At 39.4% G+C, this 25,395-nt stretch carries 26 protein-coding genes; 17 read left to right on the top strand and 9 right to left on the bottom strand.

Annotated elements, in window-relative coordinates:
- A partial coding sequence (locus BLS38_RS05995) for a YadA-like family protein (RefSeq protein WP_171258543.1) occupies positions 1 to 413 on the top strand: 413 nt, incomplete at its 5' end.
- Between the two features lie 440 nt (positions 414 to 853).
- Positions 854 to 1,423 (top strand): dCTP deaminase, encoded by a 570-nt coding sequence (gene dcd, locus BLS38_RS05990; protein WP_092747663.1) that lies wholly within the window; start codon positions 854 to 856, stop codon positions 1,421 to 1,423.
- 43 nt (positions 1,424 to 1,466) lie between these two features.
- Here dcd and BLS38_RS05985 read toward each other — a convergent pair whose 3' ends face one another.
- The 3 genes from BLS38_RS05985 to BLS38_RS05975 form a co-directional block, all read right to left on the bottom strand.
- Positions 1,467 to 3,182: a proline--tRNA ligase gene (locus BLS38_RS05985; protein WP_092747661.1), complete on the bottom strand. Its 1,716-nt coding sequence runs from the start codon at positions 3,180 to 3,182 to the stop codon at positions 1,467 to 1,469.
- A gap of 133 nt (positions 3,183 to 3,315) precedes the next feature.
- The gene (dapE, locus tag BLS38_RS05980) at positions 3,316 to 4,449 is read right to left on the bottom strand and encodes a succinyl-diaminopimelate desuccinylase (RefSeq protein ID WP_092747659.1); all 1,134 of its coding nucleotides are present in this window, start codon (positions 4,447 to 4,449) and stop codon (positions 3,316 to 3,318) included.
- Positions 4,450 to 4,597: 148 nt separating this feature from the next.
- Positions 4,598 to 6,223: an NAD+ synthase gene (locus BLS38_RS05975; protein WP_092747657.1), complete on the bottom strand. Its 1,626-nt coding sequence runs from the start codon at positions 6,221 to 6,223 to the stop codon at positions 4,598 to 4,600.
- A gap of 235 nt (positions 6,224 to 6,458) precedes the next feature.
- On the opposite strand from BLS38_RS05975, the gene BLS38_RS05970 reads away from it, so the two are divergent.
- Positions 6,459 to 6,941 carry a type IV secretion protein Rhs gene (locus BLS38_RS05970; RefSeq protein WP_092747655.1) on the top strand — a complete coding sequence of 161 codons (483 nt, stop codon included), beginning with the start codon at positions 6,459 to 6,461 and terminating at the stop codon, positions 6,939 to 6,941.
- Here BLS38_RS05970 and BLS38_RS05965 read toward each other — a convergent pair.
- Entirely contained in the window at positions 6,938 to 7,489 is a 552-nt protein-coding gene (locus tag BLS38_RS05965; RefSeq protein ID WP_092747653.1) for a peroxiredoxin, read from the bottom strand. The two genes, BLS38_RS05970 and BLS38_RS05965, sit on opposite strands and share 4 nt — an antisense overlap.
- 138 nt (positions 7,490 to 7,627) lie before the next feature.
- On the opposite strand from BLS38_RS05965, the gene BLS38_RS05960 reads away from it, so the two are divergent.
- The 6 genes from BLS38_RS05960 to bioD all read left to right on the top strand — a co-directional run bounded on the left by BLS38_RS05960 (position 7,628) and on the right by bioD (position 13,111).
- The gene (locus BLS38_RS05960; RefSeq protein WP_092747651.1) at positions 7,628 to 8,353 is read left to right on the top strand and encodes an acid phosphatase; all 726 of its coding nucleotides are present in this window, start codon (positions 7,628 to 7,630) and stop codon (positions 8,351 to 8,353) included.
- Between the two features lie 126 nt (positions 8,354 to 8,479).
- Positions 8,480 to 9,178 (top strand): alpha/beta fold hydrolase, encoded by a 699-nt coding sequence (locus BLS38_RS05955; protein ID WP_092747649.1) that lies wholly within the window; start codon positions 8,480 to 8,482, stop codon positions 9,176 to 9,178.
- 87 nt (positions 9,179 to 9,265) lie between these two features.
- Positions 9,266 to 10,558, top strand: coding sequence for an adenosylmethionine--8-amino-7-oxononanoate transaminase (bioA, locus tag BLS38_RS05950; RefSeq protein ID WP_092747647.1), 1,293 nt, complete (start codon positions 9,266 to 9,268; stop codon positions 10,556 to 10,558).
- Positions 10,546 to 11,694, top strand: a complete 1,149-nt coding sequence (locus BLS38_RS05945) for an 8-amino-7-oxononanoate synthase (RefSeq protein ID WP_092747645.1) — start codon at positions 10,546 to 10,548, stop codon at positions 11,692 to 11,694. Before bioA ends, BLS38_RS05945 begins: the two co-directional genes overlap by 13 nt.
- Positions 11,694 to 12,458: a malonyl-ACP O-methyltransferase BioC gene (bioC, locus tag BLS38_RS05940; protein WP_092747643.1), complete on the top strand. Its 765-nt coding sequence runs from the start codon at positions 11,694 to 11,696 to the stop codon at positions 12,456 to 12,458. The genes BLS38_RS05945 and bioC overlap by 1 nt, the downstream gene beginning before the upstream one ends.
- A complete protein-coding gene (gene bioD, locus BLS38_RS05935) occupies positions 12,458 to 13,111 on the top strand; it encodes a dethiobiotin synthase (RefSeq protein WP_092747641.1) in 654 nt (217 codons plus the stop codon). The genes bioC and bioD overlap by 1 nt, the downstream gene beginning before the upstream one ends.
- 38 nt (positions 13,112 to 13,149) lie before the next feature.
- Here the strand turns inward: bioD and rluB are convergent, their stop codons facing one another.
- The 4 genes from rluB to BLS38_RS05915 form a co-directional block, all read right to left on the bottom strand.
- A complete protein-coding gene (gene rluB / locus BLS38_RS05930) occupies positions 13,150 to 14,115 on the bottom strand; it encodes a 23S rRNA pseudouridine(2605) synthase RluB (protein ID WP_092747639.1) in 966 nt (321 codons plus the stop codon).
- 40 nt (positions 14,116 to 14,155) lie between these two features.
- A complete protein-coding gene (gene scpB, locus BLS38_RS05925; RefSeq protein WP_092747637.1) occupies positions 14,156 to 14,719 on the bottom strand; it encodes an SMC-Scp complex subunit ScpB in 564 nt (187 codons plus the stop codon).
- A complete protein-coding gene (locus tag BLS38_RS05920) occupies positions 14,716 to 15,507 on the bottom strand; it encodes a segregation and condensation protein A (protein ID WP_092747635.1) in 792 nt (263 codons plus the stop codon). Before BLS38_RS05920 ends, scpB begins: the two co-directional genes overlap by 4 nt.
- Before the next feature lie 124 nt (positions 15,508 to 15,631).
- Positions 15,632 to 16,249, bottom strand: coding sequence for an L-threonylcarbamoyladenylate synthase (locus tag BLS38_RS05915; RefSeq protein ID WP_092747633.1), 618 nt, complete (start codon positions 16,247 to 16,249; stop codon positions 15,632 to 15,634).
- An 819-nt stretch (positions 16,250 to 17,068) separates the two neighbouring features.
- Between BLS38_RS05915 and BLS38_RS05910 the strand changes: the two genes are divergently transcribed.
- The 4 genes from BLS38_RS05910 (at position 17,069) to BLS38_RS05895 (ending at position 21,869) form a co-directional block, all read left to right on the top strand.
- Positions 17,069 to 17,590: a Csu type fimbrial protein gene (locus tag BLS38_RS05910; protein ID WP_092747631.1), complete on the top strand. Its 522-nt coding sequence runs from the start codon at positions 17,069 to 17,071 to the stop codon at positions 17,588 to 17,590.
- Positions 17,591 to 17,692: 102 nt separating this feature from the next.
- Positions 17,693 to 18,415, top strand: a complete 723-nt coding sequence (locus BLS38_RS05905; RefSeq protein WP_092747629.1) for a fimbrial biogenesis chaperone — start codon at positions 17,693 to 17,695, stop codon at positions 18,413 to 18,415.
- A gap of 5 nt (positions 18,416 to 18,420) precedes the next feature.
- Entirely contained in the window at positions 18,421 to 20,853 is a 2,433-nt protein-coding gene (locus BLS38_RS05900) for a fimbria/pilus outer membrane usher protein (protein ID WP_092747627.1), read from the top strand.
- The gene (locus BLS38_RS05895) at positions 20,844 to 21,869 is read left to right on the top strand and encodes a Csu type fimbrial protein (protein ID WP_092747625.1); all 1,026 of its coding nucleotides are present in this window, start codon (positions 20,844 to 20,846) and stop codon (positions 21,867 to 21,869) included. The genes BLS38_RS05900 and BLS38_RS05895 overlap by 10 nt, the downstream gene beginning before the upstream one ends.
- Positions 21,870 to 21,873: 4 nt before the next feature.
- Here BLS38_RS05895 and BLS38_RS05890 read toward each other — a convergent pair whose 3' ends face one another.
- On the bottom strand, positions 21,874 to 22,536 hold the full coding sequence (locus tag BLS38_RS05890; RefSeq protein WP_092747623.1) for an elongation factor P hydroxylase: 663 nt from the start codon (positions 22,534 to 22,536) through the stop codon (positions 21,874 to 21,876).
- Positions 22,537 to 22,630: 94 nt separating this feature from the next.
- Here BLS38_RS05890 and BLS38_RS05885 point away from each other — a divergent pair, with 94 nt between their 5' ends.
- From BLS38_RS05885 to fabG, 4 genes are all read left to right on the top strand, one after another.
- Positions 22,631 to 23,191 carry a YceD family protein gene (locus BLS38_RS05885; RefSeq protein WP_092747621.1) on the top strand — a complete coding sequence of 187 codons (561 nt, stop codon included), beginning with the start codon at positions 22,631 to 22,633 and terminating at the stop codon, positions 23,189 to 23,191.
- A gap of 72 nt (positions 23,192 to 23,263) precedes the next feature.
- Complete coding sequence (rpmF, locus tag BLS38_RS05880) at positions 23,264 to 23,446, top strand: 50S ribosomal protein L32 (RefSeq protein ID WP_067726483.1); 183 nt, start codon at positions 23,264 to 23,266, stop codon at positions 23,444 to 23,446.
- 151 nt (positions 23,447 to 23,597) lie between these two features.
- Positions 23,598 to 24,584, top strand: a complete 987-nt coding sequence (gene fabD / locus BLS38_RS05875; protein WP_092747619.1) for an ACP S-malonyltransferase — start codon at positions 23,598 to 23,600, stop codon at positions 24,582 to 24,584.
- Positions 24,581 to 25,318, top strand: a complete 738-nt coding sequence (fabG, locus tag BLS38_RS05870) for a 3-oxoacyl-ACP reductase FabG (RefSeq protein ID WP_092747617.1) — start codon at positions 24,581 to 24,583, stop codon at positions 25,316 to 25,318. The genes fabD and fabG overlap by 4 nt, the downstream gene beginning before the upstream one ends.
- Positions 25,319 to 25,395 lie beyond the last annotated feature (77 nt).

Genomic DNA, 25,395 nt, shown 5'->3' with positions numbered 1-25,395 from the left:
CTGCGGTACAAGCAGATGGCACAGTGTCACAGCCTAGCTACAGTGTTGGTGGTAGTAGTTATAACAATGTAGGTGGTGCAATCTCGGCAGTAGATGGTAAGTTAACTGGTTTAGATGGCCGTGTAGGTAATTTGGAAAGTGCATTTGCTCAAACCAATCAGCAAATGAATAAATTGCGTAATGAAACCAATGCTGGTATTGCTGGTGCGATGGCGGTTGGTAACTTGCCTCAACCTACTGAAGCTGGTAAGAGTATGGTCAGTGCGGGTATCAGTGGTTATCGTGGCGAAGGTGCTGTTGCTGTAGGTGTAAGTGCGATTACAGACAGCAATAAGTATGTTTGGAAAATGGGAGCAACTGCAGATACACGAAGCAACATCAGCGGTGCGATGTCTGTAGGTTACCAGTGGTAACATCTGACGAATAAACCTTTCATTTAAAAATACAGCCAACTATTCTCAAAAGAGGGTGGTTGGTTTTTTATTGAAAATTTGATTGGCTTGAAAATAAAAATAATGCTCTTTTATAGGGGTAAACGCTAAATAAAAATAGTAAAGCCTTTCATTAAATTGCAGGTTAAATCATCTTTGAATGCTTTTTAAAAGCGCTCTATTGCAATATTTATGACCCAGATCATTTAAATAATCTTTTCTTACTTTAAATTGCATTGACGTGAATGTTGGCTTAATGTGCAAATTAAATCTATATTTATAATAAAAGTTCTAGATAAATAGGACTGTTATTGCATTGAATATTGATCCAATGGCTGAGAGCAGGTCGATAACATTTCAATCATGCATGATTTCAGTTAAAGTATGGCTATATAAATATATGTGAAATTTTTGGAATAGATATGGCAATTAAATCAGATCGTTGGATTCGTGAAATGAGCCAAAAACACGGCATGATTGAACCGTATGCTGAAAATCAAGTCAGATTTGATGAACAAGGTGAAAAAATTATTTCATATGGTGTGTCTAGCTATGGTTATGATGTGCGTTGTGCGCCAGAGTTTAAAGTATTTACCAATGTGCATTCAGCGATTGTAGACCCGAAAAACTTCGATGAAAAAAGCTTTATTAATATAGATTCAGATGTTTGTATTATTCCACCCAACTCATTTGCTTTAGCACGTACCGTTGAATATTTCCGTATTCCACGAAATGTGCTTACCATATGTTTGGGAAAATCAACTTACGCACGTTGTGGAATTATTGTGAATGTCACGCCGCTTGAGCCAGAGTGGGAAGGTCATGTCACATTGGAATTTTCAAATACAACCAATCTTCCTGCCCGTATTTATGCAGGCGAAGGTGTTGCACAAATGCTATTTTTTGAAAGTGATGAAGTGTGTGAAACGTCATATAAAGACCGTGGTGGTAAGTACCAAGGTCAAACAGGTGTTACATTACCTAAAGCATAATAAAAAAGCCGTGCAAGAGTTGCACGGCTTTTTTATGTTCTGATTATTTTTGCAGTACTGTGAGTAATTCATCTTTACTTAAATTTCTTGACTCATGGTCAGTACGTTGTTTGTATTCAAATGTACCTGCATCAAGCCCTTTTTCACCAATCACAATACGGTGCGGAATACCAACTAACTCTAAGTCCGAAAACTTTACGCCAGGGCGTTCGTTACGGTCATCGAGTAACACATCATAGCCTAAAGCTTGTAGCTCAAGATATAAGGCTTCAGCTGCTTCAACGGTTCTTGGCGATTTGTGCGCGTTCATTGGCACAATTGCGACTTCAAACGGCGCAAGTGCAGTTGGCCAAATAATGCCTTTATCATCAAAGTTTTGTTCAATAGCAGCTGCGACAACACGAGTCACACCAATACCATAGCATCCCATTTCTAAGGTCACAGGGCGACCTTCTTCACCTAAAACGGTACATTTCAGTGCTTCAGAATATTTGTTACCCAACTGGAAAATATGACCGACTTCAATACCACGTTTAATGTGCAGTGTACCTTTACCATCTGGTGATAGGTCACCTTCAATCACATTGCGTAAGTCATATACTTCAGAGATTTTTGCATCTCGTTCCCAGTTTACGCCTACCGCATGTTGGTCAGTTTTATTTGCACCTGCAACAAAGTCAGACAAAATAGAAGCAGAACGGTCAACAATAACAGTAATGCCTTTTTCAACTAAACCTTGTGGCCCAATAAAGCCTGCGGGTAAGTCATATTGTTTTAGCTGTGCTTCTGTTGCAAATGTGAGTGGTGCTGCAACCAATGGGTGATTTTCTGCTTTAATGGTGTTGAGTTCATGATCACCACGTACAAATAAAGCAACTACAGGTGTATTGCCATCTTCTTGTGCAATACCTTGTACCAAAAGTGCTTTAACAGATTGATCTGCTGAACAATCTAGAAATTCGGACACTTTAGCAATGGTATCTTGTGTAGGTGTTTCAACATGTTTTAAATCTTGGGTCGGTTCAGCACGTTCGCCAACCAATAATGCTTCAGCTTTTTCTACATTGGCCGCATAGTCAGATTCAGAAGAGAACACCACGGCGTCTTCACCGCTTGATGCCAAAACATGAAACTCATGTGAGCCTGAGCCACCAATAGAGCCTGTGTCTGCTTGTACTGCTCTAAAATCTAAACCTAAACGGGTAAAAATACGAGAGTAAGTGTCATACATCACCTGATAGGTTTCTTGTAAAGACGCTTGGTTAATATGAAAAGAGTAGGCATCTTTCATAATAAATTCACGTGAACGCATCACCCCAAAACGAGGGCGAATTTCATCACGGAATTTGGTTTGAACTTGATACATATTAATCGGTAATTGCTTATAACTTTTCAGCTCGTTACGCACAAAATCTGTAATGACTTCTTCGTGCGTTGGCCCGAGTACAAAGTCATTTTGATGGCGGTCTTTAAAACGCAGTAACTCTGGGCCATATTGAACAAAACGGCCAGACTCTTGCCACAAGCTTGCCGGTTGTGCCACAGGCATAAATACTTCTAATGCACCTGAGCGGTCCATTTCTTCTTTAATGATGGTTTCAACTTTATTTAGAACACGTTTGCCTAAAGGTAACCATGTATATAAACCCGATGCTAATTTGCGAATCATACCTGCTCTGAGCATGAGCTGATGCGAAATAATTTCTGCATCACTTGGATTTTCTCTGAGAGTGGCAAACAAAAAACGGCTCGCACGCATGTTAAATTGTCCTAATATAAATAAAAAAACCTAGCCCATATTCTATAGTAATTATAGGCCATAGGTATGAAAAATGCTGTTGAGCAATCAGCCAATATATAGACACTGCTATAGATAATGGCTGATCTCAAATTTAAGTGAGTAGCTGTACTAACATTTCTTCGTAAATAGCAGACAATGGCTCTAGGTCAGCAATATTGACATGCTCATTTACTTGGTGAATAGTGGCATTGAGTACGCCAAGTTCTATGACTTGTGCGCCTGTTGGTGCAATAAAGCGACCGTCAGATGTACCACCACTGGTTGAAAGTGTAGTTTTATAGCCACAGACTTTTTGAATCGCATGTTGAGTGGCTTTGACTAAATCACCTACAGGGGTAATAAATGGTTGCCCCGATAAGTTCCACTCAATGTGGTAGTCAAGTTGGTTGGCATTTAAAATATCAACCACACGTGCTTTGAGTTCATCTGCAGTCACTTCTGTGCAATAACGAAAATTACAGGTAATGTCTAAAACATCTGGAATGACGTTGGTTGCGCCTGTGCCTGCAGCAATATTGGAAATTTGAAAGCTCGTAGCAGGGAAATATTCATTGCCTTGATCCCATGTGGTTTTGCATAGTGTATCAATGGCAGAAGTCGCCAAATGAATCGGGTTCTTTGCCAAATGAGGGTAAGCCACGTGGCCTTGTTTACCTTGAATGGTAATTTTGGCATTGAGTGAGCCACGGCGACCATTTTTAACAATATCGCCTAAGCGATCAGTACTTGAAGGTTCGCCGACCAAACACCAATCTATTTTTTCATGGCGTTTTTCGAGGGTTTCAATGACTTTTACTGTACCATTTTTGGCAGGGCCTTCTTCATCAGAAGTGATTAAGTAAGCAATAGAGCCTTTGTGGTCTGGGTATTTACTCACAAAACGTTCTGTTGCAGTAATCATGGCCGCAATGGCTGTTTTCATGTCTGCACTACCACGTCCGTAAAGTTTACCATCACGAATGTCTGGATTAAAAGGCGCTGAAGTCCAAGCGTCTACATTGCCTGTAGGTACAACATCGGTATGGCCTGCAAAACAAAATACAGGGCCTGTTGTTCCACGGCGTGCCCAAATATTATCTACATCTTCAAAACGCATATTTTCAATATGAAAGTTGTGTTTCTCTAAACGTTTGGCAATAATTTGCTGACATGTATGGTCATTCGGGGTGACAGAGGGTTGCTGTAGTAGTTCTATGCTAAGTGCTAAAGTGGCTGAAGAAGTCATGAAAAATATAAAGTACAAAAAAATTAATTTTATATAATAAAGCAGAATGTACAAGAGGCAATGCTGAATCTGCTCAATTGTAAGTTGTTATAATTTTTAAGTATAAAAAAAGCCTTTCAGCGAATAATTTCTCTGAAAGGCTCGGCTTTTATTTGCCTGCACGCCACTGATTTACAATTGGGTAGCGGCGTTCACGACTAAATGCGCGTGAGCTAATGCGAGGCCCGATTGCACCTTGACGGCGTTTATATTCGTTGCGGTCAACCATTTGAATAACTTTTTCGACTACAGCTTTGTCAAAACCTTTGCCAATAATATCGTCTTGGCTTTGGTCTTCTTCAATATAGGCATATAAAATACCATCAAGCACATCGTAGCTTGGCAAAGAGTCTTGATCTTTTTGTTCTGCTTTAAGTTCTGCTGAAGGTGGGCGAGTAATGACACGTTCAGGAATGATCGGTTGCTCAGAAATACTATTACGGTATTTGGCTAACTCAAACACAATAGTTTTATACACATCTTTCAGTACTGCAAAGCCACCGACCATGTCGCCATAGAGGGTGCAATAACCCACTGCAAGCTCAGATTTGTTGCCCGTTGAAAGTACGAGGTTACCAAATTTATTGGATAAACCCATGAGTAATGTACCACGTGCACGTGCTTGTAAGTTTTCTTCGGTGCTGTCCGCAGGTGCATTGCCAAAGAAAGGATATAGCGTTTGTTGGAAGCTGTTAACAATATTATGTATTTCAGCTACCCCAAATGCGATACCTAAATTTTTGGCTTGTGTGCTAGCATCTTCAATACTGATTTGTGCTGTATACGTATATGGCATCATCACAGCTTGAACTTTGTCTGCACCGAGCGCATCTACTGCAATTGCAAGTGTGAGTGCTGAATCTATACCGCCAGATAAACCCAAAATTACACCTGAAAAACCTGACTTTTGTACATAGTCACGTGTTGCCATGACAAGACTTTGATAAATCTCGGCCATTGTATCTAATTCGGGTGTAATCGTTGACGTTTCAAAGTTCGCTTTTGTATGGTCGAAAGAGACGCTATAGATATTTTCTTCAAACGAAGGTGCTTTTAAGATGAGTTCGGCATTACGACTCACGACAAAGCTACTGCCATCGAAAATAAGGTCATCTTGTCCACCGACTTGGTTGGTGTAAACAATATTAATATTGAGCTGTTCTGCCAATTTAGTCAGGGTTTGAATGCGATGTTGTGGTTTACCTACTTCATAAGGTGATGAGTTAAGCACTAAAACGGTGTCTATATTCAATTGAGCCAGTTGTTGTACTGTACTGAGTGTCCATATATCTTCACAGATCAATACACCAAACTTATGGCCACAGTATTCAAATATCAGGTGTTGTTGCCCTGCGCTAAAGTAGCGTTTTTCATCGAACACGCCATAGTTTGGTAAGTTCTGTTTATTATATACACCCAGTACTTCACCATCTTTTATGACAGCAGCGGCGTTATAGGTCTGACCTTGTTCTGTTTGATGTGCAAAGCCAAAAACCATCACAATATCTTTTACTTCACTTAATGCTTGAAAAGCATCTCGTGTTCTTTTTTTTAGGCTTGGGCGGAGGAGTAAGTCTTCTGCTGGGTAGCCGACCATGCTCAACTCAGGAAATACAATCAGGTCTGCGCCGTCTTGTTTCGCTTGACGAGCTTGCTCAATCATCTTTTGCGTATTGCGTTCTAAATTACCAATGTACGGAGAAAATTGAGCAAGTGCTATTTTAAAGTTTTTCATTTAAACAAAATCCTATTTCCTTTAAAGGATAAACAATGGGCTGATTTTTTGAATTTAATTATTCAGTCCAGTGTAATGGTATACTGATATCTTCGGGGTTCACGATAAAAGTACTGTATTTTTAAGCTACAGTATCAAGACTAGGCCTAAAATATCTAAAAAACGATGTGAATATAATAAAAAATAACAGTTTATTACGAATAACATTCATGTTTTTCTATTATATAGGTGTTGCATGCGCTTTACACGGTTTTTACATCGATTTAATGCTCATTTTGTGCAAAAAAAACGTAAATTGACGCTGGGTGAACAGCAGTTAGTGCGTTCTGTTTTCGCTGATCGTATTGCCCTTAATGACGTTGAAATTGTGGCGCATAAAGCCATTTTAAAAAATTATGCCTTAAGTCCAAATGGTAATATTTATATACACCTTTCGCAGTGGTCTGATGATTTTTCTAAGACAGACGTGTATATGCAATCTTGGTTTATTCATGAAATGGTGCATGTATGGCAAGTGCAGTATGGTTTAGCTGTAATTCGCCGTGCTATCTTTAATCGGCGTTATACATATGTGTTGTCCGCTAAAAAACGCTTTTTAGACTATGGGATTGAACAGCAGGCACAAATGGTACAAGACTATTTCTTAGCATGTTCTCTAGGAAAGGAAAATGACGCGCTAGCAACGTGTGTTGCGTTTATTTGCCAAAACAAAGCTTAGTGCGATGAATTGGCTTTAGTAATATCTGCTAAAACTTTTGATGCATGTGTTTGTGTGTTCACGCTTTGATAGTGATAAGTAATATTACCTTGAGGGTCTATTAAAAAGGTTTCTCTTTTTGCAAATTGAATAATACCAAAATCTCGTATGAGCCCAAATGATTGAGCAAGGGTTTGCTTTGAATCCGCCAAAATTGGAAATGGTAATTGTAGTTTGTCTGAAAAGTGCTGATGCGAAGCAATATTATCTAAACTCACACCCAGTATAACGGCATGTTGTTGTAAGAATTTTGGGTAAAGTGCTTTAAATTGGTTGGCCTCTTCAGTACACCCAGGAGAGTTATCTTTGGGGTAGAAATATAATACGACCCACTTGCCTTGATACTGGCTTAGTGTATGTGATTTACCCTTTTGGTCGAAGAGTTGAAAGTCGGGCGCTGTTTTTCCAACCCATGTTGCTGATGACGTGTTTTTAAAATCATTAGATGCATGTAGCGAAGGAAATATATTGGCTAAAATGATAATAAAAAATAATGAGTAAAAACGCATGAGCGATTATCGTAAAAATAAAAGATTGATCATCGTAACACAGATAGTATTTGTCATATAAGTGACATCTGACTGTCATTTTTTGGTCAAAATTGTTGTTATATTATAACGGCTGTAACTTTATCAAATAGTAAAAATATGAAAATTAAAACATTGTTATGTACACTCCTCACCACTATAGGTTCGGTATCTAGCAGTTATGCTTTAGAGCAAAGTAACTCGTTTTTACAGCTGGCACAAGTTCCAGACAGTTTAGCGATTGTACCTGCACCACCTGCATATAACAGCGTAGACTTTTTACGTGATAAGGCTGCATATGATCAAGCAAAAAGCCTTGTAGGCACAGAGCGTTGGAAAGTCGCTGCTGAAGATGCCGACTTGTCTGATGCCAATATTGGTAAACCTTTTTCACAAGCTTTAGGTATTGAGATTTCTCCACAAAATACGCCAATTACTTATGAAATATTAAGAAAATTACGTACAGATGCAGGAAATTATGCAACGAAGGCAGCTAAAGAGCATTATATGCGTCTGCGTCCATTTATGTTTTTTAACTCGCATACGTGTACACCGAATGATGAAGCGAATTTAAGTAAAAATGGTGCTTATCCATCTGGGCACACCACCATTGGTTGGTCATCTGCTTTAGTATTGGCAGAGATTCGCCCTGAGCGCCAAAATGAAATTTTACAGCGTGGTTATGAATACGGCCAAAGTCGTGTAATTTGTGGTGTGCATTGGCAAAGTGATGTTGATGCAGGGCGTATTACAGGTTCAGCGATTGTAGCGCGCTTACATGCAGACAAAGCATTTACTAAAATGTTAGAAGAAGCGAAGCAAGAAATACAACGTAAGACCAAGTAATTTTCTTTATTGTTAAAAAAACCTGAGCAGAGATGTTCAGGTTTTTTTATATGATGAACATTTTAAGTATCGACCTGATTTTTTAACGCCGTATAATCATGGCATTTATTTCTTATATTTTATCTTATGCTAAAGAAAAAAATCGTCCTCATTACAGGGTGGGGCATGGGTGTACTGCCTTTACAGCCATTAGCTCATGAATTACAGCAACAAGGTCATCGTGTCAGCATATATGATATTTTTGATCCTGATCAAATACCTACAGCGCTTATTCATGAAGCGTTAAATGCAAATGTTTTAGTGGGATGGTCTTTAGGGGGGCAACTTGCTGTCACTTTGTCAGCCTATCTTTTAACGCGTGATCAGCAAGTCAGACCAGTAATCACTTTGGCATCTAATCCGTGTTTTGTCGCTTCATCTCATTGGCCACATGCGATGCCAGTGCAGGCATTTGATCAATTCCAACAACAGTATTTAATACATAGTGATGCAACGCTAAAACAGTTTTATTTTAATATTTGCCGTGGAGATAAAAATGCAAAAATACAGTGGCAAACGCTTTTAAAGGGAGTATTTAAACCAAATGAGCCACTTTATGTACAGGGTTTACAATGGTTAAAACAGTTAGATGTGCTTGAAGCACTTAAAAAAATACCTAGCCATCATATTTTTGCAGCGCATGATCAACTTGTACCAATGACCGCCGTGCATGCATTACAACAGCAGTATTCGTGTGAGGTAATACAGGGTGTGAGCCATAGTTTTCCTGTTTTTTATGCAAAGATGACAGCAGAGCGTATTCAAAATTATTTACAACAACAGTAAAACAATAATTTGTCGCATCTCGCAATAGCGTTGCAGTATCAAAAAAATTAACATATTGCTTTCTTATAGCTTTTGAGCCCATCGCCAATGAGTGATTCATTTGACCGTCTGCATTTGTGGCACCCTTATACTTCTATGCTTGACCCATTACCTACGTTTAAAGTCAAACGTGCGTATGGCACAACCATTGAATTAGACGATGGTACACAGCTCATTGATGGTATGTCATCTTGGTGGTGTGCAATACATGGTTATAACCACATTGCATTGAATGAAGCGATTCAGACTCAGTTACAGCAAATGTCGCACATTATGTTCGGTGGGTTAACGCATGATCCTGCCATTGAGCTGGGTAAAGTGCTACTGGCGATAACTCCTGACAATTTAGATAAAATTTTTTATGCAGACTCGGGCTCAGTGGCCGTTGAAGTGGCATTGAAAATGGCTGTGCAATATTGGACAGCGCAAGGTCAACATCAAAAAACCAATTTTGTCACCACGCACTCGGGGTATCATGGTGATACATGGAATGCCATGTCGGTGTGTGACCCGGTCACAGGGATGCATCAAGTGTTTGGTTCAGCATTACCGATTCGTTATTTTGTACCTGCACCGCAAAGCCGTTATGGCAGTGAGTGGTGTGCTGATGATATGACGGCACTTGAAACCATGCTCGCAAAAAATCATCAGTACATAGCAGCCCTAATTATTGAACCCATTGTACAAGGTGCGGGCGGTATGCGGTTTTATCACCCCGAATATTTACGCCAAGCGAAAAAGCTGTGTGAACAATATCAAGTCCTCATGATTTTTGATGAAATTGCCACAGGCTTTGGTCGTACAGGTAAATTATTTGCTTGGGAACATGCAGGGGTTGCTCCAGATATTATGTGTATTGGAAAGGCGCTTACAGGTGGATACTTAACCTTAGCAGCCACACTCACATCTCGTTATATTGCAGAAATCATTTCAAGTGGTGAAGCAGGGGTGTTTATGCATGGCCCAACTTTTATGGCTAACCCTTTGGCCTGTGCTGTGGCATTAAAAAGCACCACTTTATTACTAGAACAAGACTGGCAAGCCAATATTGCTCGAATTGAACAGATTTTAGCAGATGTGCTTTTACCTCTTGCAGATTTAAGTGGTGTACAAGATGTACGGGTGTTGGGTGCAATAGGTGTGGTGGAAATGAAAGAGGCGGTTGACCTCAAACAACTACAAGAGATCTTCGTGGCACGTGGTATTTGGGTGAGGCCGTTTGGCAAATTGGTCTATGTAATGCCACCATATGTCATTTCATCTGCAGACTTAACACAGCTTTTAACGGTATTGTCTGACGTGGTACAGCAATTGTCTGAGGGTAAAATATGTCATTGTTAGACCATTATCAAAATGCCTTAGATGTGCTTAAAAAGCAGGGCAATCATCGTCAATTTACCCATAATCAACAGCAAGGGCAGTGGTTAACCATTGCATCAAAGCGTATGTTGAATTTGTCTTCAAATGACTACTTAGGTTTGGCGGGGAAAAGTGAATTAAAACAGCAGTTTTTGCAGCAGAATCAAAGCCTCATGACCAGTTCATCATCACGACTACTTACGGGTAATTTTGATGAGTACACCGCTTTTGAACAAGCATTGTCTAATCCCTTTGCTGGACGGGCAGCGCTATTATTTAATAGTGGCTATCACATGAATATTGGGATATTGCCAGCACTTGCCAATGCCAAAACATTGATTTTGGCAGATAAGTTGGTTCATGCCAGTATGATTGATGGGATTCGCTTAAGCCAAGCAAAATATGTACGTTATAAGCACAACGACTTAAGCCACTTAAAACAACTGCTTGAAAAGTATCATGATAATACAGACATTGACCGCATTATTATTGTCACAGAAAGCATCTTTAGTATGGATGGTGACGAAGCAGATTTGCATGGCCTAGTCAGACTTAAACAGCAGTTTAATAAAGTGATGTTATATGTCGATGAAGCGCATGCCATTGGTGTACGTGGTGAGCGTGGTTTAGGCTGTGCCGAGCAATACGCCGTGATTGAACATATTGACTTTTTAGTTGGCACATTTGGTAAAGCATTGGCATCAGTCGGTGGTTATTTAATCTGTGATGAAATTATTAAAGCCTATTTAATTAATACCATGCGCCCACTAATTTTTAGCACGGCACTGCCACCGATTAATGTTGCATGGACGCATTTTATGTTTGAGTATATGCAGGGTATGCAAAAGCAACGCCAACACCTACAACAGATTGCACAGCAGTTAAAACAACAAGTGATTGCAATAGGTTATGATTGCCCCTCAAGTAGTCACCTTGTGCCGATTATTGTCGGTGAAAGTGAGCAGGCTGTGCAAAAGTCGAGGCAGTTACAAGATGCAGGCTTTTATATTATGCCTGTTCGCCCACCCACTGTACCAAAGCATCAGGCACGGTTACGTATTTCTTTAACTGCATCTATTGCTATGCGTGATTTAGATCAGTTGGTAGATGCTTTGTGATGCAGATCGATAAAAATAAAGTCAAACAGCGTTTTGCTCGTGCTAAAGAAAGCTATAGTGAACAAGCCATTGCACAGCAAAAAATTTGCTTGTATTTAAGTAGACTCATGGCAAAGTATGTGTCTGCACCGATTGATAACATGTTAGAAGTTGGTTGTGGTTCAGGCAATCTTACACGACAAATGTTATTACAGTATCGTCCAAAGCATTATTTTGCCAATGATATTTATGCTGAAGTAGAGCAGTTTTTTCAGCCTACTGACCCGATTGAATTTTGTATTGGCGATATTGAACAGATGCCACTGCCAAGCCATTTAACGGCGGTGGTTTCTAGTTCAGCATTGCAATGGGTGCAAGATCTTGAACCACTTTTTGCACGTATACAACAGGCATTAGAGCCTCGAGGTTGGTTGGTTTTTTCAAGTTTTGCTGAACAAAATTTACAAGAAATTAAAGCATTAACAGGTCATGGGCTTGACTATGTGTCGATGGCTAGTATTAAAAGTCGGTTAGACCGACAGGGCTTTGACGTCATACATATCGAACAAAAAAATATGACGTTGTGGTTTTCTCATCCGCTTCGCGTGCTCAAACATTTAAAAGCTACGGGTGTCACTGCGAGCCAAGGTGATTTTGTTTGGAATAAACAAAAGCTACAACAGTTTTACGATGACTATGCCGAATTTAGTGAACTTGATGCAGAGGGTAACAGCCAGTATGCATTGACCTATCAACCTCTTTACGTGATTGCTCGGAAAAAATAATGGATAATATTTATTTTATTAGTGGTATAGATACTGAAATTGGTAAAACCTATGCCACAGGCTATTTGGCTTCACAGTATTTGGCACAAGGCAAACGAGTGATCACGCAAAAACTGGTCCAAACGGGAAATGATATGGTGTCAGAAGACATCGAGCAACACCGCCGTATCATGGATGTACCATTTTTTGCTGAAGACCATGATAAGACTACCATGCCTGAAATTTTTAGCTATCCTGCATCACCACATTTGGCTTCACGTATAGATGGGCGAGAAATTAATTTTGAAGCCATTGAACAGGCTACCCAAACGTTAAGCCAGCGTTTTGATGTGGTATTACTTGAAGGTGCAGGGGGTCTGATGGTGCCTTTAACTGAGCAGTTGCTGAGTATTGATTATATTTACCAACACAAATACCCCGTCATTTTAGTGACCTCAGGACGTTTGGGTAGTATTAACCATACATTGTTAAGTTTAGAGGCTTTAAAACATAGAGGCATGACGTTGCATGCTGTAGCGTATAACCTGTGCCACGATGCAAAAGATGAATGTATTGCCAAAGACAGTAAGCGTTATTTAAAGCAGTCTGTGAATAGAATGTTTCCAGACGCAGGTTGGATAGATATTCCAAATTTAAGTCATCATGCGTTATAAAAAAAACAGCCTCAATATTGAGGCTGTTTTTTAATTATTTACTCTGAGTCATTACGACGGTTACGACGAGGCGCACCATAGGGTTTAGCGCCATTGTTATTACCATTGCCTTGACGTTGATTCGATGGTCTTGGTGATTTTTGATTCGATGAGTCTTCTTCACGGGGTTGCTGACGTAAGTAGCCACCACGACGTGCAGGCATTGGGTTTTCAGACATACGTTCAGCACGGCGTTTAGCCAAACCAAACAAGCCTGTACCTTGGCGTGGTTTAAGTTCAACCAACTTGGTTAATGCATCAATATCGTTTTTATCAAGTTCAGTCCAACGGCCTGTACGTAGCTCGCGTGGTAAGATCACAGAACCGTAGCGAGTACGCAATAAGCGACTGACTTTGAGTTCTTGTGATTCAAACAAACGACGTACTTCACGGTTACGTCCTTCTTTCACTACCACTTGATACCATCGGTTAATCCCTTCACCGCCTAAGTCAGTAATTGATTCAAACTTGGCGGGGCCATCATCTAATTCAACGCCGTTAATTAACTTTTGACGCATTTGTGGGGTCAAATCGCCCATTACACGTACAGCATACTCACGTTCAACTTCATTTGATGGGTGCATTAAACGGTTAGCCAATTCACCATCGTTAGTAAACAATAGTAAGCCTGTACTGTTAATGTCTAAACGACCCACCATAACCCAACGGTCATTTGGAATTTGTGGCAAACGCTCAAACACGGTTGGGCGTTGTTCTGGGTCGCTACGTGAACAGATTTCACCTTCTGGCTTGTAGTAAATAAGTACGCGGCGACGAATTTCATCTTCAAGTTGAAATTGTACTTTACGGCCATCGATACGTAATTCATCACCTTGCTCAATACGCTCGCCGACATGTGCGACTTTACCATTGACACTGACTCGGCCAGAAGCAATCACTTCTTCCATATAGCGACGTGAGCCGAGGCCAACACGTGCTAAAACTTTTTGTAACTTTTCACTCATAACAGTAAACCTTAGAATTAATCAATCAACAGTGCACCTTTCACGACGTTGTTGCATGGGCATCAAGTGTCATGAATACGTCTTTGGTATCCTGTAAGGGGGGCAATTCGCTTAACGATAATACGCCAAAAGCATTTAGAAATTGGGGGGTAGTCACCAACAGTGCAGGGCGACCTGGTGCCTCTCTAAAGCCGGACTCTTTAATCCACTCCCAGTCAAAGAGTGTTCTTAACACTTGACTGTTGTTGGTCACACCACGAATGTGTTCAATATCAGCCCTTGTCATGGGCTGATGGTAAGCAATTACGGCTAATATTTCAACGAGAGAGGCAGAGAGCTTGATGGGCTTTTCTGGCCATGTTTCTTGAATGGTTTCACGATATTTTGCACGGACTTGAAATCTGTAGCCTTGAGCCGTTTCAATCAGTTCAATAGATCGGCCATACTGTAATGTCGCTAATTGTTGCAATAGTGCTTTAATTTCTTGTTTATTATATTTATTTTTAAATGCAGCTTTTAAGAACTGAATTGAAACAGGCGTATCACTGGCAAAAATAATGGCTTCAAGTTGCATGAGATGGTCATGTTGTTGTGTAGTATTCATATTTGAGCTCCACAAATAGACAAAGGCTCTTCAATACCTGTCGCTAAAATTGTAATCTTTTCTTGTCTTGCTAACTCTAAAATGGCCATAAATGTGACGACCATACCCACTTTACCTTGGTTGTGCGTAAGTAACTCGTGAAATGTGTAACGTTGGCCACTTTGTAGTGTGCCTTCAATATAAACCATACGTTCTTCAAGAGATACTGTTTCTGAGGTAACTTGGTGTGTGATGGGTTCAGGACGATTAAATAAGCAGTGTAAGGCATGGGTTAAAATGTTTGCATCGAACCCGTCAAGGTTAAGTTTGGCTTGCCCAAGTATAACTTGAGGTATAAACGTATCTCGTTCAAGTACATTCAATGTATTTAAAGCTGTTGCTGCATCTTTAATACGTAAATACTGTTCTAAGCGATCAACCAATTGTTGTTTTGGATCATCTTCAAGCTGAAGCTTGGTGGGTTTTGGGAGTAATAATCTCGATTTTAAATCAGCAAGTAGTGCTGCCATGACTAAATAGTCAGCAGTGAGCTCAATATCTAACGACTTCATTTGCTGAATATAGCTTAAATACTGTGTAGCAATCGGTGAAATGTCGAGCTGTAACAGATCAAACCCATTTTTTTTAATCAAATACAGCAGAAAGTCGAGTGGCCCTTCAAAGTAGCTGAGCAAAATTTGAAATGCGGCTGCTGGAATGTATAAGTCATCTGGTATGTCGTTGTGGTATTGGTCGAAAACACGTATAGCAGACGACTGTGCCACAGGAGCTTGTAAAGCAGAATTCATGAAATATTTAAGCCACGCGAATTTTCAAAAGCATGAGAAGATCAAGTTGTTTTAAAAGCAACAACCACTTGATCGAAAGTGTAGCGCCGATTTTAGTCTATTTATTTTAAAAGTAAATACATCCTTACTCAAAAGCACTGACATCGCTTGCACCATGACGAATGACTTCGGCTTGGTCACCAGATAAATCAACAATACTGGTTTCTTTGAGCGTACCAAAACCACTGTCAATAAATACATCAACCAAATTATCCAGTTGCATTTCTATTTCGTATGGGTCATCTAGAGGATCTGCCTGATTGGGTAAAATCAGCGTACTGGTGAGTAAAGGTTCCCCCAACTCTTGTAATAGCATTTGGCAGATGGTGTTATCGGGTACACGTAAACCAATGGTCTTTTTCTTTGGGTGCATTAAGCGTCTTGGCACTTCACTGGTTGCAGGTAAAATAAATGTTGTTGCAGATGGTGTATGCGCCTTTAAGAGTCTATAGGTCGGGTTATCTACTTTGGCAAAGTTAGCAAGGTGTGACAGGTCACTACATAAAATTGTGTATTGATGTTTTGCATCGAGCTGACGAATGCGTGAAATACGTTCAACTGCTGTTTTATCACCAATTTTACAACCAATTGCATAGGCTGCATCGGTTGGGTAAATGATGATCTTGCCTTCACGAATGGCATCTACAGCTTGTTTGATGAGTCTTTGCTGTGGATTATCAGGGTGGACTCTAAGGTGTAGCATTGGCTGAGGCTCCAACAAGATTTTTTGATGGCGTATTATGCATAAATTGTAGACATATTACTAGCAAGCAAAGTACGGTGTGCTTTTATGGTTACTGTATTTTTTATACTTTAATACTAAATAGAGTCATCTCATTCTTTTGGATATGGTATTTGCTTGGCTGATATAATACTCGAAAAAATGATTTGATTAGGTAGGTTATCTTCATAAAAGTGCTGTGAGTAATTACGCGGGAATTTAATGTTTTGTCGTTTAGATCAACTCATGCTTTAAGTAACGAAGATTCAACTTTAGTTTTGCTCTTAAGTGGTATAAATTGGTTGAAATACGCTCGTATTAAAGCATAATTAGGTTTTAAAAGATCACAAGCTACAAAATTTAGCGATGTGAAACATTTCTGTTTAGCATTATTTGTAAGTGTAATTCCGCTGGTTATATTAAATAAAATTGAATTTTTTTGATAAAAAATGTTATTAATGTAATTTTTTGAGTATTTTGTTGTAAGTATTTGTAACACTATGTCTATAAATATCTGTTTTTTACAATGTAATTTAACTGTGATTGGTTTTTTTTAATTTTATAATTATGTGCTTTGTGTCACCATATTTTTAAGGTCATACTGGTGATTATTTTTTAAACGAGCAATATTGGATGCTCAAACTTGTCTTTTGAAGCATAAAAGGCAATTTGATGCTGTTATATGATTAATAAAGAATCTATCTTATAATAAAACCATACAGTGTAGCTACGATTGTGATTACTAGCGCATTGTTATCGAACTATTGCTTTTTTAATCTCTCACCTCTTAGGGGAAACTGTATGAACAAATTTGTAGCGCTTTTCGCTATTATGCTTCCTGTTACTGAATCAGCAACAGCAGCAACAGCAACAGGTGCAATGACAGTAAAAGCGACTGTAACATCAAGTTGTGTACTGAACACTAGTGCAACAGGTACAAAGATTGGGGATACTTCATTAGATTTTGGTTCAATTTCTAGCTTAGCTGCTAATGTTAATGCAAGTAGTGCTACAACGGGTGCAGGCGCAGTGAACGTACTATGTAACAAAGGTACTGCATGGAACCTTACATTTGGTACTGGTGACAATGCCGCATCTGGTCAACGTAATATGAAAGGTGGTGCAGGTGGTACAGATTTACTACCGTACAACTTATATTCAGATTCAGGTTATAAGACTAAAATTGAAACAGCAACGGCATTTACAGGTACAGGTACAGGTACAGTGCAGTCTACGCAAGTATTTGGTCAAATTCCTGCAGGAACAGTATTGCCAAGCGTTGGTTCTTATTTAGATACAGTAACACTTACAGTAACTTACTAATCGTTTAAATTAACGTGTTATAAAGTTAAAGTGTGATTGGTGTTGATGAAATATAACGTTTATCAGCACCAATTTTTTCTGATCTTATATTAGGTAATTTATATGCTCAAGCATAGATTAGCTGTTCTTAGTAAAGCTGTAGTCTGTCTTTTTACAATATATCCATTAGCATCATTTGCAGCTTCATTAAGAATATCTCCTACAACGATTGAGTTTCAATCGACTCAAAATAGTCAGACACTGTCTGTATTTAATGAGTCGTCTGAATCTACAGCGTTACAGGCTCGAGTGTTTAAATGGACACAAGATCATGGGAAAGATGTTTTAGTGCCAACAAATGATGTTGTTGTGAGTCCACCTGTCACAAATCTAGTAGCAAATTCATCTTATAACTATCGTGTTGTTCATTTAGACAAAACGCCTGTAAAAGATGAAAAAAGCTATCGCCTAATTTTAGATGAAATTCCAAAACCTACAGACAGTAGAAAAATATCACAAGGCCTTACGGTATTGATGCGCATTTCTTTACCTGTATTCATTAGTAATCCAGACAGCCAGCTTAAATTGGCATGGAAAATTGAACAACGTGACAATAAACCAGTACTCACTGTAATCAACCAAGGTGGATTACGTAGTTTATTGACTGATGTGAAATTAATTGATGCAACAACCCAAAAAGAGTATATGTTGCAAATAGGTACTGTAAATGGTTACATTCTAGCAGGAAATGAAAAAAGCTACGCCATTGCTCGTGATTTTGTGTTTGATCCCACACATCAATATCATTTACAACTGAATGTAAATGGCAAAGCAACACGGCTATAAGTTTTATGGTGCTAAAGGTAAGATTTTTTCTTGGCGCGGTTTTAACCCATACCAGTTTAGCGTATGCAAATGCCAACAGCTTTAGCTTAGATGAGGATAGTATTCCTACTATTGCTCCTGTAGCTGCATTAGATACATCTGCATTGCAAAAAGATGCAGACTTATTCTTGAGTGTATTTGTTAATCAGTATCCGAGTCGAGATTTAATAAGAATTAAAACAGACGGGCAAGGTCAATTTTCTATTTCAGGCACAGATTTAAGAGCTTTACGTCTTAAAATAGATGCCAGTGTGAGTGATACACAGTGGGTGAGCTTAAAAGAATTACCGTGGTTAAATTATACGTATGACTTGGCGAACCAGACATTATCTTTAAATGTGCCTTTAACATACTTAACACGTTATGCAGTTGAGCTGGGTACACCAAAAGCAGATACATCTCAATTAGACTCTCAGTCATTCAATGCGAATATTTTTAATTATAATTTTTACCAAAACTATAGCAGAGATAAAAAATATTCTTCCTTAAATGGTCAATTGATGATAAATCAGTCATGGGGGAGTTTAAGCCATCAATTTTTATATAACAATGAAGAAAAAACAACACAATTTAATGAAAAATTTGTAAGACTTTCTACTACTTGGAGATATGTAGATCCGATACAGATTCGCTCTTATACACTCGGTGATTTTGTGAGTAATAGTGCACAGTGGAATACAAGTGTAAGGTTGCTTGGTTTGCAGTGGGCCAGTGCTTATGAGCAACGTAGTGATCTTGTGACTACTGCTTCACCTGAGTTTTCAGGATCTGCTACGCTCCCATCAACTTTAGATTTATATGTGAACCAACAAAAAATTTATTCTGGATCTATTCCATCTGGTCCTTTTGATGTCAAAACGTTACCTTTTATTTCTGGTAATCAAGTGACACTCGTGACAACAGATATTAATGGTCAACAAGTCGTGAGTACTAAACCCTATTATACCTCTGTCAAAATCTTACAAAAAGGCATAAAACAGTTTTCTGTAGATTTAGGTACGCCTCGTTTTAATTATGCTTTACGCTCGAATGACTATGCTTCACAACTTTTGTTTTCATCATCTTCAATACGTTATGGATTAACACCCCAGATTACTGTAGATGGAGGAGTAGAAGCATCGTCAAATGGTTTACTTAACTTAGGTATGGGTGCGACAAGAAATGTATTTGATCGTGGCATTTTAAGTGTGGATCTCGCTGCAAGCCAGTATAGAGGTAAACAAGGTACTTTAGCATCTACTGCTTTGGAGCTAAATGTATCTTCAAAGCTGAACATGAACTTTAGTTTGCTGAATAGTTTTGATGGATATTTTAACTTGGCACGGGTGTCAGACCATTACTATGCAACGCATTATGCCAACACAAATGAATTGTCTTCAATCGATACCACATCTTCTGCAAAGCAAGTCTTTAGACTTGGCGCAAATTATCAGTTTACGCCAAGTACAGGTATGTATGCGGGATACAACTCCGTTGTTACGCCTAACAGTCGTTATAAACAAGCGACTTTAAATTTAGCAACATCAATTAATCAACGTTGGGGCGTGTTTTTTTCAGCATACCAAGACCTTATTAATCGAAAAAGCTATGGTGCTTATTTAACCTTGCGCTATACCCCTAAATCATCTCCACTAAATGTATCGACAATGGCTGGTTTAGACAACGGTAATGTCTCAAAACAGTTAGATATCGCCAGTGCGTCGACACAAAGTTTGGGGAGTTTAGGTTGGGGTGTTACAGCTAGCCAAAATCAAGCGACGCAAGGGGGGTCTGGCTATCTAAATTATGTAGACCGTTATGCTTACTTATCTGCCAGATATAGTCATAGTAATGATTTAAAACAATTGGGTTTATCTGCTTCAGGTTCGTTAGTTTTTGCTGAAAATCGATTCTTTGCAACCAATCAAGTGGGAGACGGTTATGCTTTGGTCACAAATGCTGGCCCTAAAACTAAAATAATTAATGGTGGTGTAAGTTTAGGTGAAACAGATGCGAAGGGACGTTTTTTTATTCCAGATCTAACACCGTATAGAACACATACCATTTATGCAAATCCACAAGATCTTCCATTAGATTGGCGTATAGATAGTACTGAAAAGAAACTGGCAACAGGTTATAAAAAAGGCGCACATATTGATTTTGGTGCCCGTAAAGTGATTTCAGCGATTGTTCATTTAGTCAACTCATCACATGTTGATCTTGGTGCAGGTTACATTGTGACGATTAATGGGAAGGAACAGTCTGTATTGGGTTATGGTGGAGAAGTGTTTGTAGATGGATTACTAGAACATAATACAGTTGTTGTAGATTTATTAGATCATGGTCAGTGTAAAGCGCAGTTTGACTATCATGGAAAAGCATCGGGTATTGAGAAAATAGGGCCATTTGTATGTCAGTAAATATACTTTTTTGTCATAAACGCTATTTGCGCTACATCATCATGACAGGGATGATTTTATGTGGACTTTTGCTCAGTCACACCAGTTATGCAGAATGTACTAATTCTGGTTCTACTTTTGGAACCTATAACTATACATCCTCAAATATTGCCACCAATGCTCCTGTGACCATGACGGGTACAATTGTTTGTACTTTATTTTCCAGACCTTTTTGGGATGTACTAGGTTTGTTTGGATCTTACAATCAAATTAGCCAAGCAAATATTTGTGTTATGGCAGAATTTAGCGGTAATACATCTAGTAATGGCAGAGTAAGTTTACCCGTAAGAGTTTATGGGACAGTCGGTGGTGGAGGTGATGCAAACAACATGATTAATGGGACATGGTATGGTCCAGCTACAACGGCTCGTTCTGGTAATACAATTAGTTATAATGTGACTTTAATGGTGCCAGCACAAACAGCCAGCCTATTAGCATATCCGATTGGTACATATACTGTTACAGCGAGGATATATTGGGATATGCAGGCTGCTACTAGGGGGTGTGAAAGAAATACGGCGATTAATTCCTCAACTAATCCAGATTCTGGAAATATGGTGCTTACAGCTTCATATGTTATTCCAAAGTTTTGCCAAGTCAGTACCACTGCAAACATGAATTTTGGTAACTTATCTGGTGTAAATGTATCGGGTCAAAATTATGATGCAACGGGGGCGCTTAGCAGTACCTGTAATTCAGGTACTGCGTATAGTATTGAGTTAGGTTTGGGGGATAACTATAGTAATGCTTTAGCGTTGCGTAGAATGTATAATTCAGCCAGTCAAGAATATATTGCATATGATTTGTACTCTGACGCCGCACGTACACGGCAATGGAATACCAATCAAGTCGTGAATTTAACGGGTACTGGTGCAGCACAAATCAGTACGGTATACGGTCGTATTCCCAATATTGCACAAACAGCGGTGAGCCCCGGTAATTATGGTGACTCAGTCATTATTACGGTGTCTTACTAGACAATTAGTCTAAACTTTGGCGATCAAATTCATGACTAGAGAGCATTTTACCGTGCCGTACAGTCGTGCAAATATAGAAAATAAACAGTAAAGCATCTTTAGGTAGCTTGGCTTGTCCTGAAAAATAATGTTGTACTTGGGTAAAAACGTGATCTTTAAAGGAATGACTGTCGCCAGACTCACCTGTGAGGTTATCTAAAGAGACGTTAAATTTTCGTCCAAAAGCCGTTGTAAATAACCATTCAATGGCTTGAGGCTTTATTTCAACGTGCTCAAACTGTTTTTGTTGTTCTGCTGAACGTCCATCTGGCGCATACCAATAACCCAAGTCAGGCAGTGCTCTACGCTTAGGCCCCGCAATGGTCCAATGGCTAATTTCATGTAATGCACTACTGAAAAAACCATGAGCAAATTCAATCCGCGCTGGTGTGGTTATAGATGCTGGAAAATATTCAGGTTCATCATTTCCCTTAATTAGTTTGACATTATGGTGGGAAAACCACGTATTAAAGTGTAATATGAGCCAATCCACTTGTTGTACTTCAGTGGTTTGATCTGACCAAGGCATTTGCTCGATTTGATCTACAGATTGTTGTACACAAAGTTGGTTTAGGGTATCAATGAGTGATAATGTCGCTGCTTTTTGCTTTGAAATCGGCGATAACATGACTTATTTACCCGTTAGTTCTGTTTTAAAGTGAGAAATTGTATCTTAAACTTTGACAGAGTTCTGATGAATTTGTAGAATTGCCGCCTAAACTATGTCAGCAAATACCTTTCCGGCACACATCGAGCCGTTTAAATGGGCTGAACAAGGCTTTACATGGTCAGGAACACTGCCCCTGTCTCGCTTTGCTCGTATTGCCCGTGAAACAGTTGGATCAGTTGAACATCAACCGGTTCAAATAAATTGTAAACTATCAATGGACGCATACCTCCGCTTAGTGTGGTTAGATGCAAATATTGAGGCCAAAGCGCCAATGACCTGTCAACGTTGTTTGGAGGTTGTTGAGATCGAGTTGGCTTCAACTGTGCATTTAGCACTAGTAGAAGATGAGTCACTGATAGAGCGCTTGGATGAGGATGCTGATTTCGTCGTTCTTGGTGAAGGTGAATCTTCGAGTAAGGGATCATTTGATGAACCTGCAATTGTTGATTTACTCACACTCTTAGAAGATGAGTTATTATTGTTGGTGCCATTGTCGCCTAAGCATCATGCTTGCGAACATAAGCATCGACCTACCGAGCAGGACATTGTTGAAGAAAAGCGGGATAATCCGTTTGATGTATTAGCAGGTTTGAAAGGTAAACTTAATTCATAAAGTATGATATACTTGTGTATAAGACAACCAAATTGTTCTGATCCATTTTTTCGATTTCTCTAAGGAGCCATCATGGCTGTTCAGCAAAACCGTAAAAGTCGCTCTCGCCGTGATATGCGCCGTTCTCATGACGCTTTAACCGAGAATGCATTAACTGTAGACCAAACTACAGGTGAAACTCATCGTCGTCACCATGTGACTAAAGATGGTTTTTACCGTGGTCGTCAATTGTTCGCTAAAGCATCAGCTGAATAATGACATTGGTCAAGGTGACTTGATTGATAAAAAAGGGAGCATTTTGCTCCTTTTTTTATGTGCGAAATGTTGTATTTGGCAATTAAAAAATATAAAAAATAATGATAAATTGCACGGCTGAACTTGATAAGAAGATAAAAGGGTACTAAATATGTCTGCTAAACCACTCGAGCAGTATGCTCAAGCGGAAAAAACAGCATTTGTTTTTCCTGGACAAGGGTCACAAAAAGCAGGTATGTTGGCTGACCTTGCAACACAATTTAGTCTTGTGCAAGAGACGTTTACAGAAGCATCTGATGCACTTGGTTTAGATCTCTGGCACATTGCACAATCAGGTGAGGGCTTAAATCAAACAGAAAATACCCAACCTATATTGCTGACAGCCAGCACAGCAATTTGGCGCGTTTGGTTATCATTGGGTGGTGTTTTACCGAAGTATTTGGCAGGCCATTCTTTAGGTGAGTACAGTGCGCTGGTTGCGGGTCAATCACTCACGCTGACTGATGCAGTTAAGTTGGTTCATTTACGTGGTAAACTCATGCAAACTGCTGTGCCGCAAGGACAAGGTGCGATGGCCGCTATTTTAGGCCTAAGTGATGAGCAAGTACTTGAACTATGTAAAACAGCGACTGATGTCGGCTTAGGTCAAGTAGAAGCTGCAAATTATAATACGAAAGGTCAAGTTGTGATCGCAGGCGCAACAGCTGCAGTGCAGGTTGCGATTGATCAGGCCAAAGCACAAGGTTCTAAAGCAATAGCATTGCCTGTTTCTGTACCATCGCATTGTTCTTTAATGAAGCCTGCTGCGGAAGACTTCGCAGATGCATTGGAACAAACTGCCATTGAGTTGCCTAAAATCCCTGTCATACAAAATGTGAGCGCAAATGTTGCACAAGATGTCGCTACATTACGCTTGTCTTTGAAAGAACAACTTTATCGTTCGGTACAATGGACGGCAACCATTCAGCGATTACAAGATCAAGGCATTGGCTATATTGCAGAATGTGGCCCGGGTGTTGTGCTGAGTAATATGGCAAAACGTTTACCTCACCTTGAAAAAACATTTGCTTTAGATACACCTAGTCGCATAGAAGATGCATTGAATGCCATTTTAGTCGCAGAAGGACATATTGTATGAGCCAAGAACAACGTAAAGTTGCATTAGTTACAGGCGCAAGCCGTGGTATTGGTGCAGCGATTGCACAACAATTAATTCAAGATGGTTTCTTTGTTGTAGGTACTGCAACCTCTGAATCTGGAGCTGCACAGTTAAGCACTACTTTTGCAGAAAATGGTACAGGTCTTGTACTTGATGTGCGTGATGTAGTCGCGATCGATGCGGTAGTTTCAGATATTGAACAACGTTTTGGTCCAGTTCTAGTACTTGTAAACAATGCAGGTATTACGCGTGATAACTTATTATTACGCATGAGTGAAGATGATTGGGACGATATTTTAAATATTCATTTAAAGGCAGTGTATCGTTTGTCTAAGCGTGTACTCAAGGGTATGACACGTGCTCGTTTTGGACGTATTATTAATATTAGTTCAGTGGTTGCACACTTTGCGAACCCTGGACAAGCAAACTACTCGGCAGCGAAGGCAGGTATTGAAGCATTTAGCCGTAGCCTAGCCAAAGAAATGGGTAGTCGTCAGATTACTGTGAACTCTGTTGCCCCTGGTTTCATTTCAACAGAAATGACAGATCAACTGAGTGAAGATATTCGTAAAAAAATGACTGAGCAAGTTGCACTTGGTCGTTTAGGTAATACGCAAGATATTGCACATGCGGTAAGTTTTTTAGCAGGTGACAAATCTAGTTACATTACTGGTACGGTATTACATGTAAACGGTGGTTTATACATGGCTTAAGCGCATGTATAAACTTCCATTATTTTAAATATTCAATTAAACTAGCGGCAATTTAAAACGCCGCAAGTAACGAGGAG

Origin of the sequence: Acinetobacter boissieri, from assembly GCF_900096955.1 — a bacterium.
Classification (GTDB): Bacteria; Pseudomonadota; Gammaproteobacteria; order Pseudomonadales; family Moraxellaceae; genus Acinetobacter; species Acinetobacter boissieri.
This window is presented reverse-complemented; position numbering and strand designations above follow the sequence as displayed.

Bases quoted from the DNA above. Each gene is read 5' to 3' on its own strand.
- bioA (WP_092747647.1), top strand. From the start codon at position 9,266: ATGAGTGATTCATTTGACCGTCTGCATTTGTGGCACCCTTATACTTCT.
- dcd (WP_092747663.1), top strand. From the start codon at position 854: ATGGCAATTAAATCAGATCGTTGGATTCGTGAAATGAGCCAAAAACAC.
- BLS38_RS05920 (WP_092747635.1), bottom strand. From the start codon at position 15,507: ATGAATTCTGCTTTACAAGCTCCTGTGGCACAGTCGTCTGCTATACGT.
- fabD (WP_092747619.1), top strand. From the start codon at position 23,598: ATGTCTGCTAAACCACTCGAGCAGTATGCTCAAGCGGAAAAAACAGCA.
- BLS38_RS05945 (WP_092747645.1), top strand. From the start codon at position 10,546: ATGTCATTGTTAGACCATTATCAAAATGCCTTAGATGTGCTTAAAAAG.
- BLS38_RS05895 (WP_092747625.1), top strand. From the start codon at position 20,844: ATGTCAGTAAATATACTTTTTTGTCATAAACGCTATTTGCGCTACATC.
- BLS38_RS05960 (WP_092747651.1), top strand. From the start codon at position 7,628: ATGAAAATTAAAACATTGTTATGTACACTCCTCACCACTATAGGTTCG.
- BLS38_RS05970 (WP_092747655.1), top strand. From the start codon at position 6,459: ATGCGCTTTACACGGTTTTTACATCGATTTAATGCTCATTTTGTGCAA.
- rpmF (WP_067726483.1), top strand. From the start codon at position 23,264: ATGGCTGTTCAGCAAAACCGTAAAAGTCGCTCTCGCCGTGATATGCGC.
- bioC (WP_092747643.1), top strand. From the start codon at position 11,694: ATGCAGATCGATAAAAATAAAGTCAAACAGCGTTTTGCTCGTGCTAAA.
- BLS38_RS05915 (WP_092747633.1), bottom strand. From the start codon at position 16,249: ATGCTACACCTTAGAGTCCACCCTGATAATCCACAGCAAAGACTCATC.
- BLS38_RS05910 (WP_092747631.1), top strand. From the start codon at position 17,069: ATGAACAAATTTGTAGCGCTTTTCGCTATTATGCTTCCTGTTACTGAA.
- rluB (WP_092747639.1), bottom strand. From the start codon at position 14,115: ATGAGTGAAAAGTTACAAAAAGTTTTAGCACGTGTTGGCCTCGGCTCA.
- BLS38_RS05975 (WP_092747657.1), bottom strand. From the start codon at position 6,223: ATGAAAAACTTTAAAATAGCACTTGCTCAATTTTCTCCGTACATTGGT.
- bioD (WP_092747641.1), top strand. From the start codon at position 12,458: ATGGATAATATTTATTTTATTAGTGGTATAGATACTGAAATTGGTAAA.
- dapE (WP_092747659.1), bottom strand. From the start codon at position 4,449: ATGACTTCTTCAGCCACTTTAGCACTTAGCATAGAACTACTACAGCAA.
- BLS38_RS05905 (WP_092747629.1), top strand. From the start codon at position 17,693: ATGCTCAAGCATAGATTAGCTGTTCTTAGTAAAGCTGTAGTCTGTCTT.
- fabG (WP_092747617.1), top strand. From the start codon at position 24,581: ATGAGCCAAGAACAACGTAAAGTTGCATTAGTTACAGGCGCAAGCCGT.
- BLS38_RS05955 (WP_092747649.1), top strand. From the start codon at position 8,480: ATGCTAAAGAAAAAAATCGTCCTCATTACAGGGTGGGGCATGGGTGTA.
- BLS38_RS05890 (WP_092747623.1), bottom strand. From the start codon at position 22,536: ATGTTATCGCCGATTTCAAAGCAAAAAGCAGCGACATTATCACTCATT.
- BLS38_RS05985 (WP_092747661.1), bottom strand. From the start codon at position 3,182: ATGCGTGCGAGCCGTTTTTTGTTTGCCACTCTCAGAGAAAATCCAAGT.
- BLS38_RS05900 (WP_092747627.1), top strand. From the start codon at position 18,421: ATGGTGCTAAAGGTAAGATTTTTTCTTGGCGCGGTTTTAACCCATACC.
- scpB (WP_092747637.1), bottom strand. From the start codon at position 14,719: ATGAATACTACACAACAACATGACCATCTCATGCAACTTGAAGCCATT.
- BLS38_RS05965 (WP_092747653.1), bottom strand. From the start codon at position 7,489: ATGCGTTTTTACTCATTATTTTTTATTATCATTTTAGCCAATATATTT.
- BLS38_RS05885 (WP_092747621.1), top strand. From the start codon at position 22,631: ATGTCAGCAAATACCTTTCCGGCACACATCGAGCCGTTTAAATGGGCT.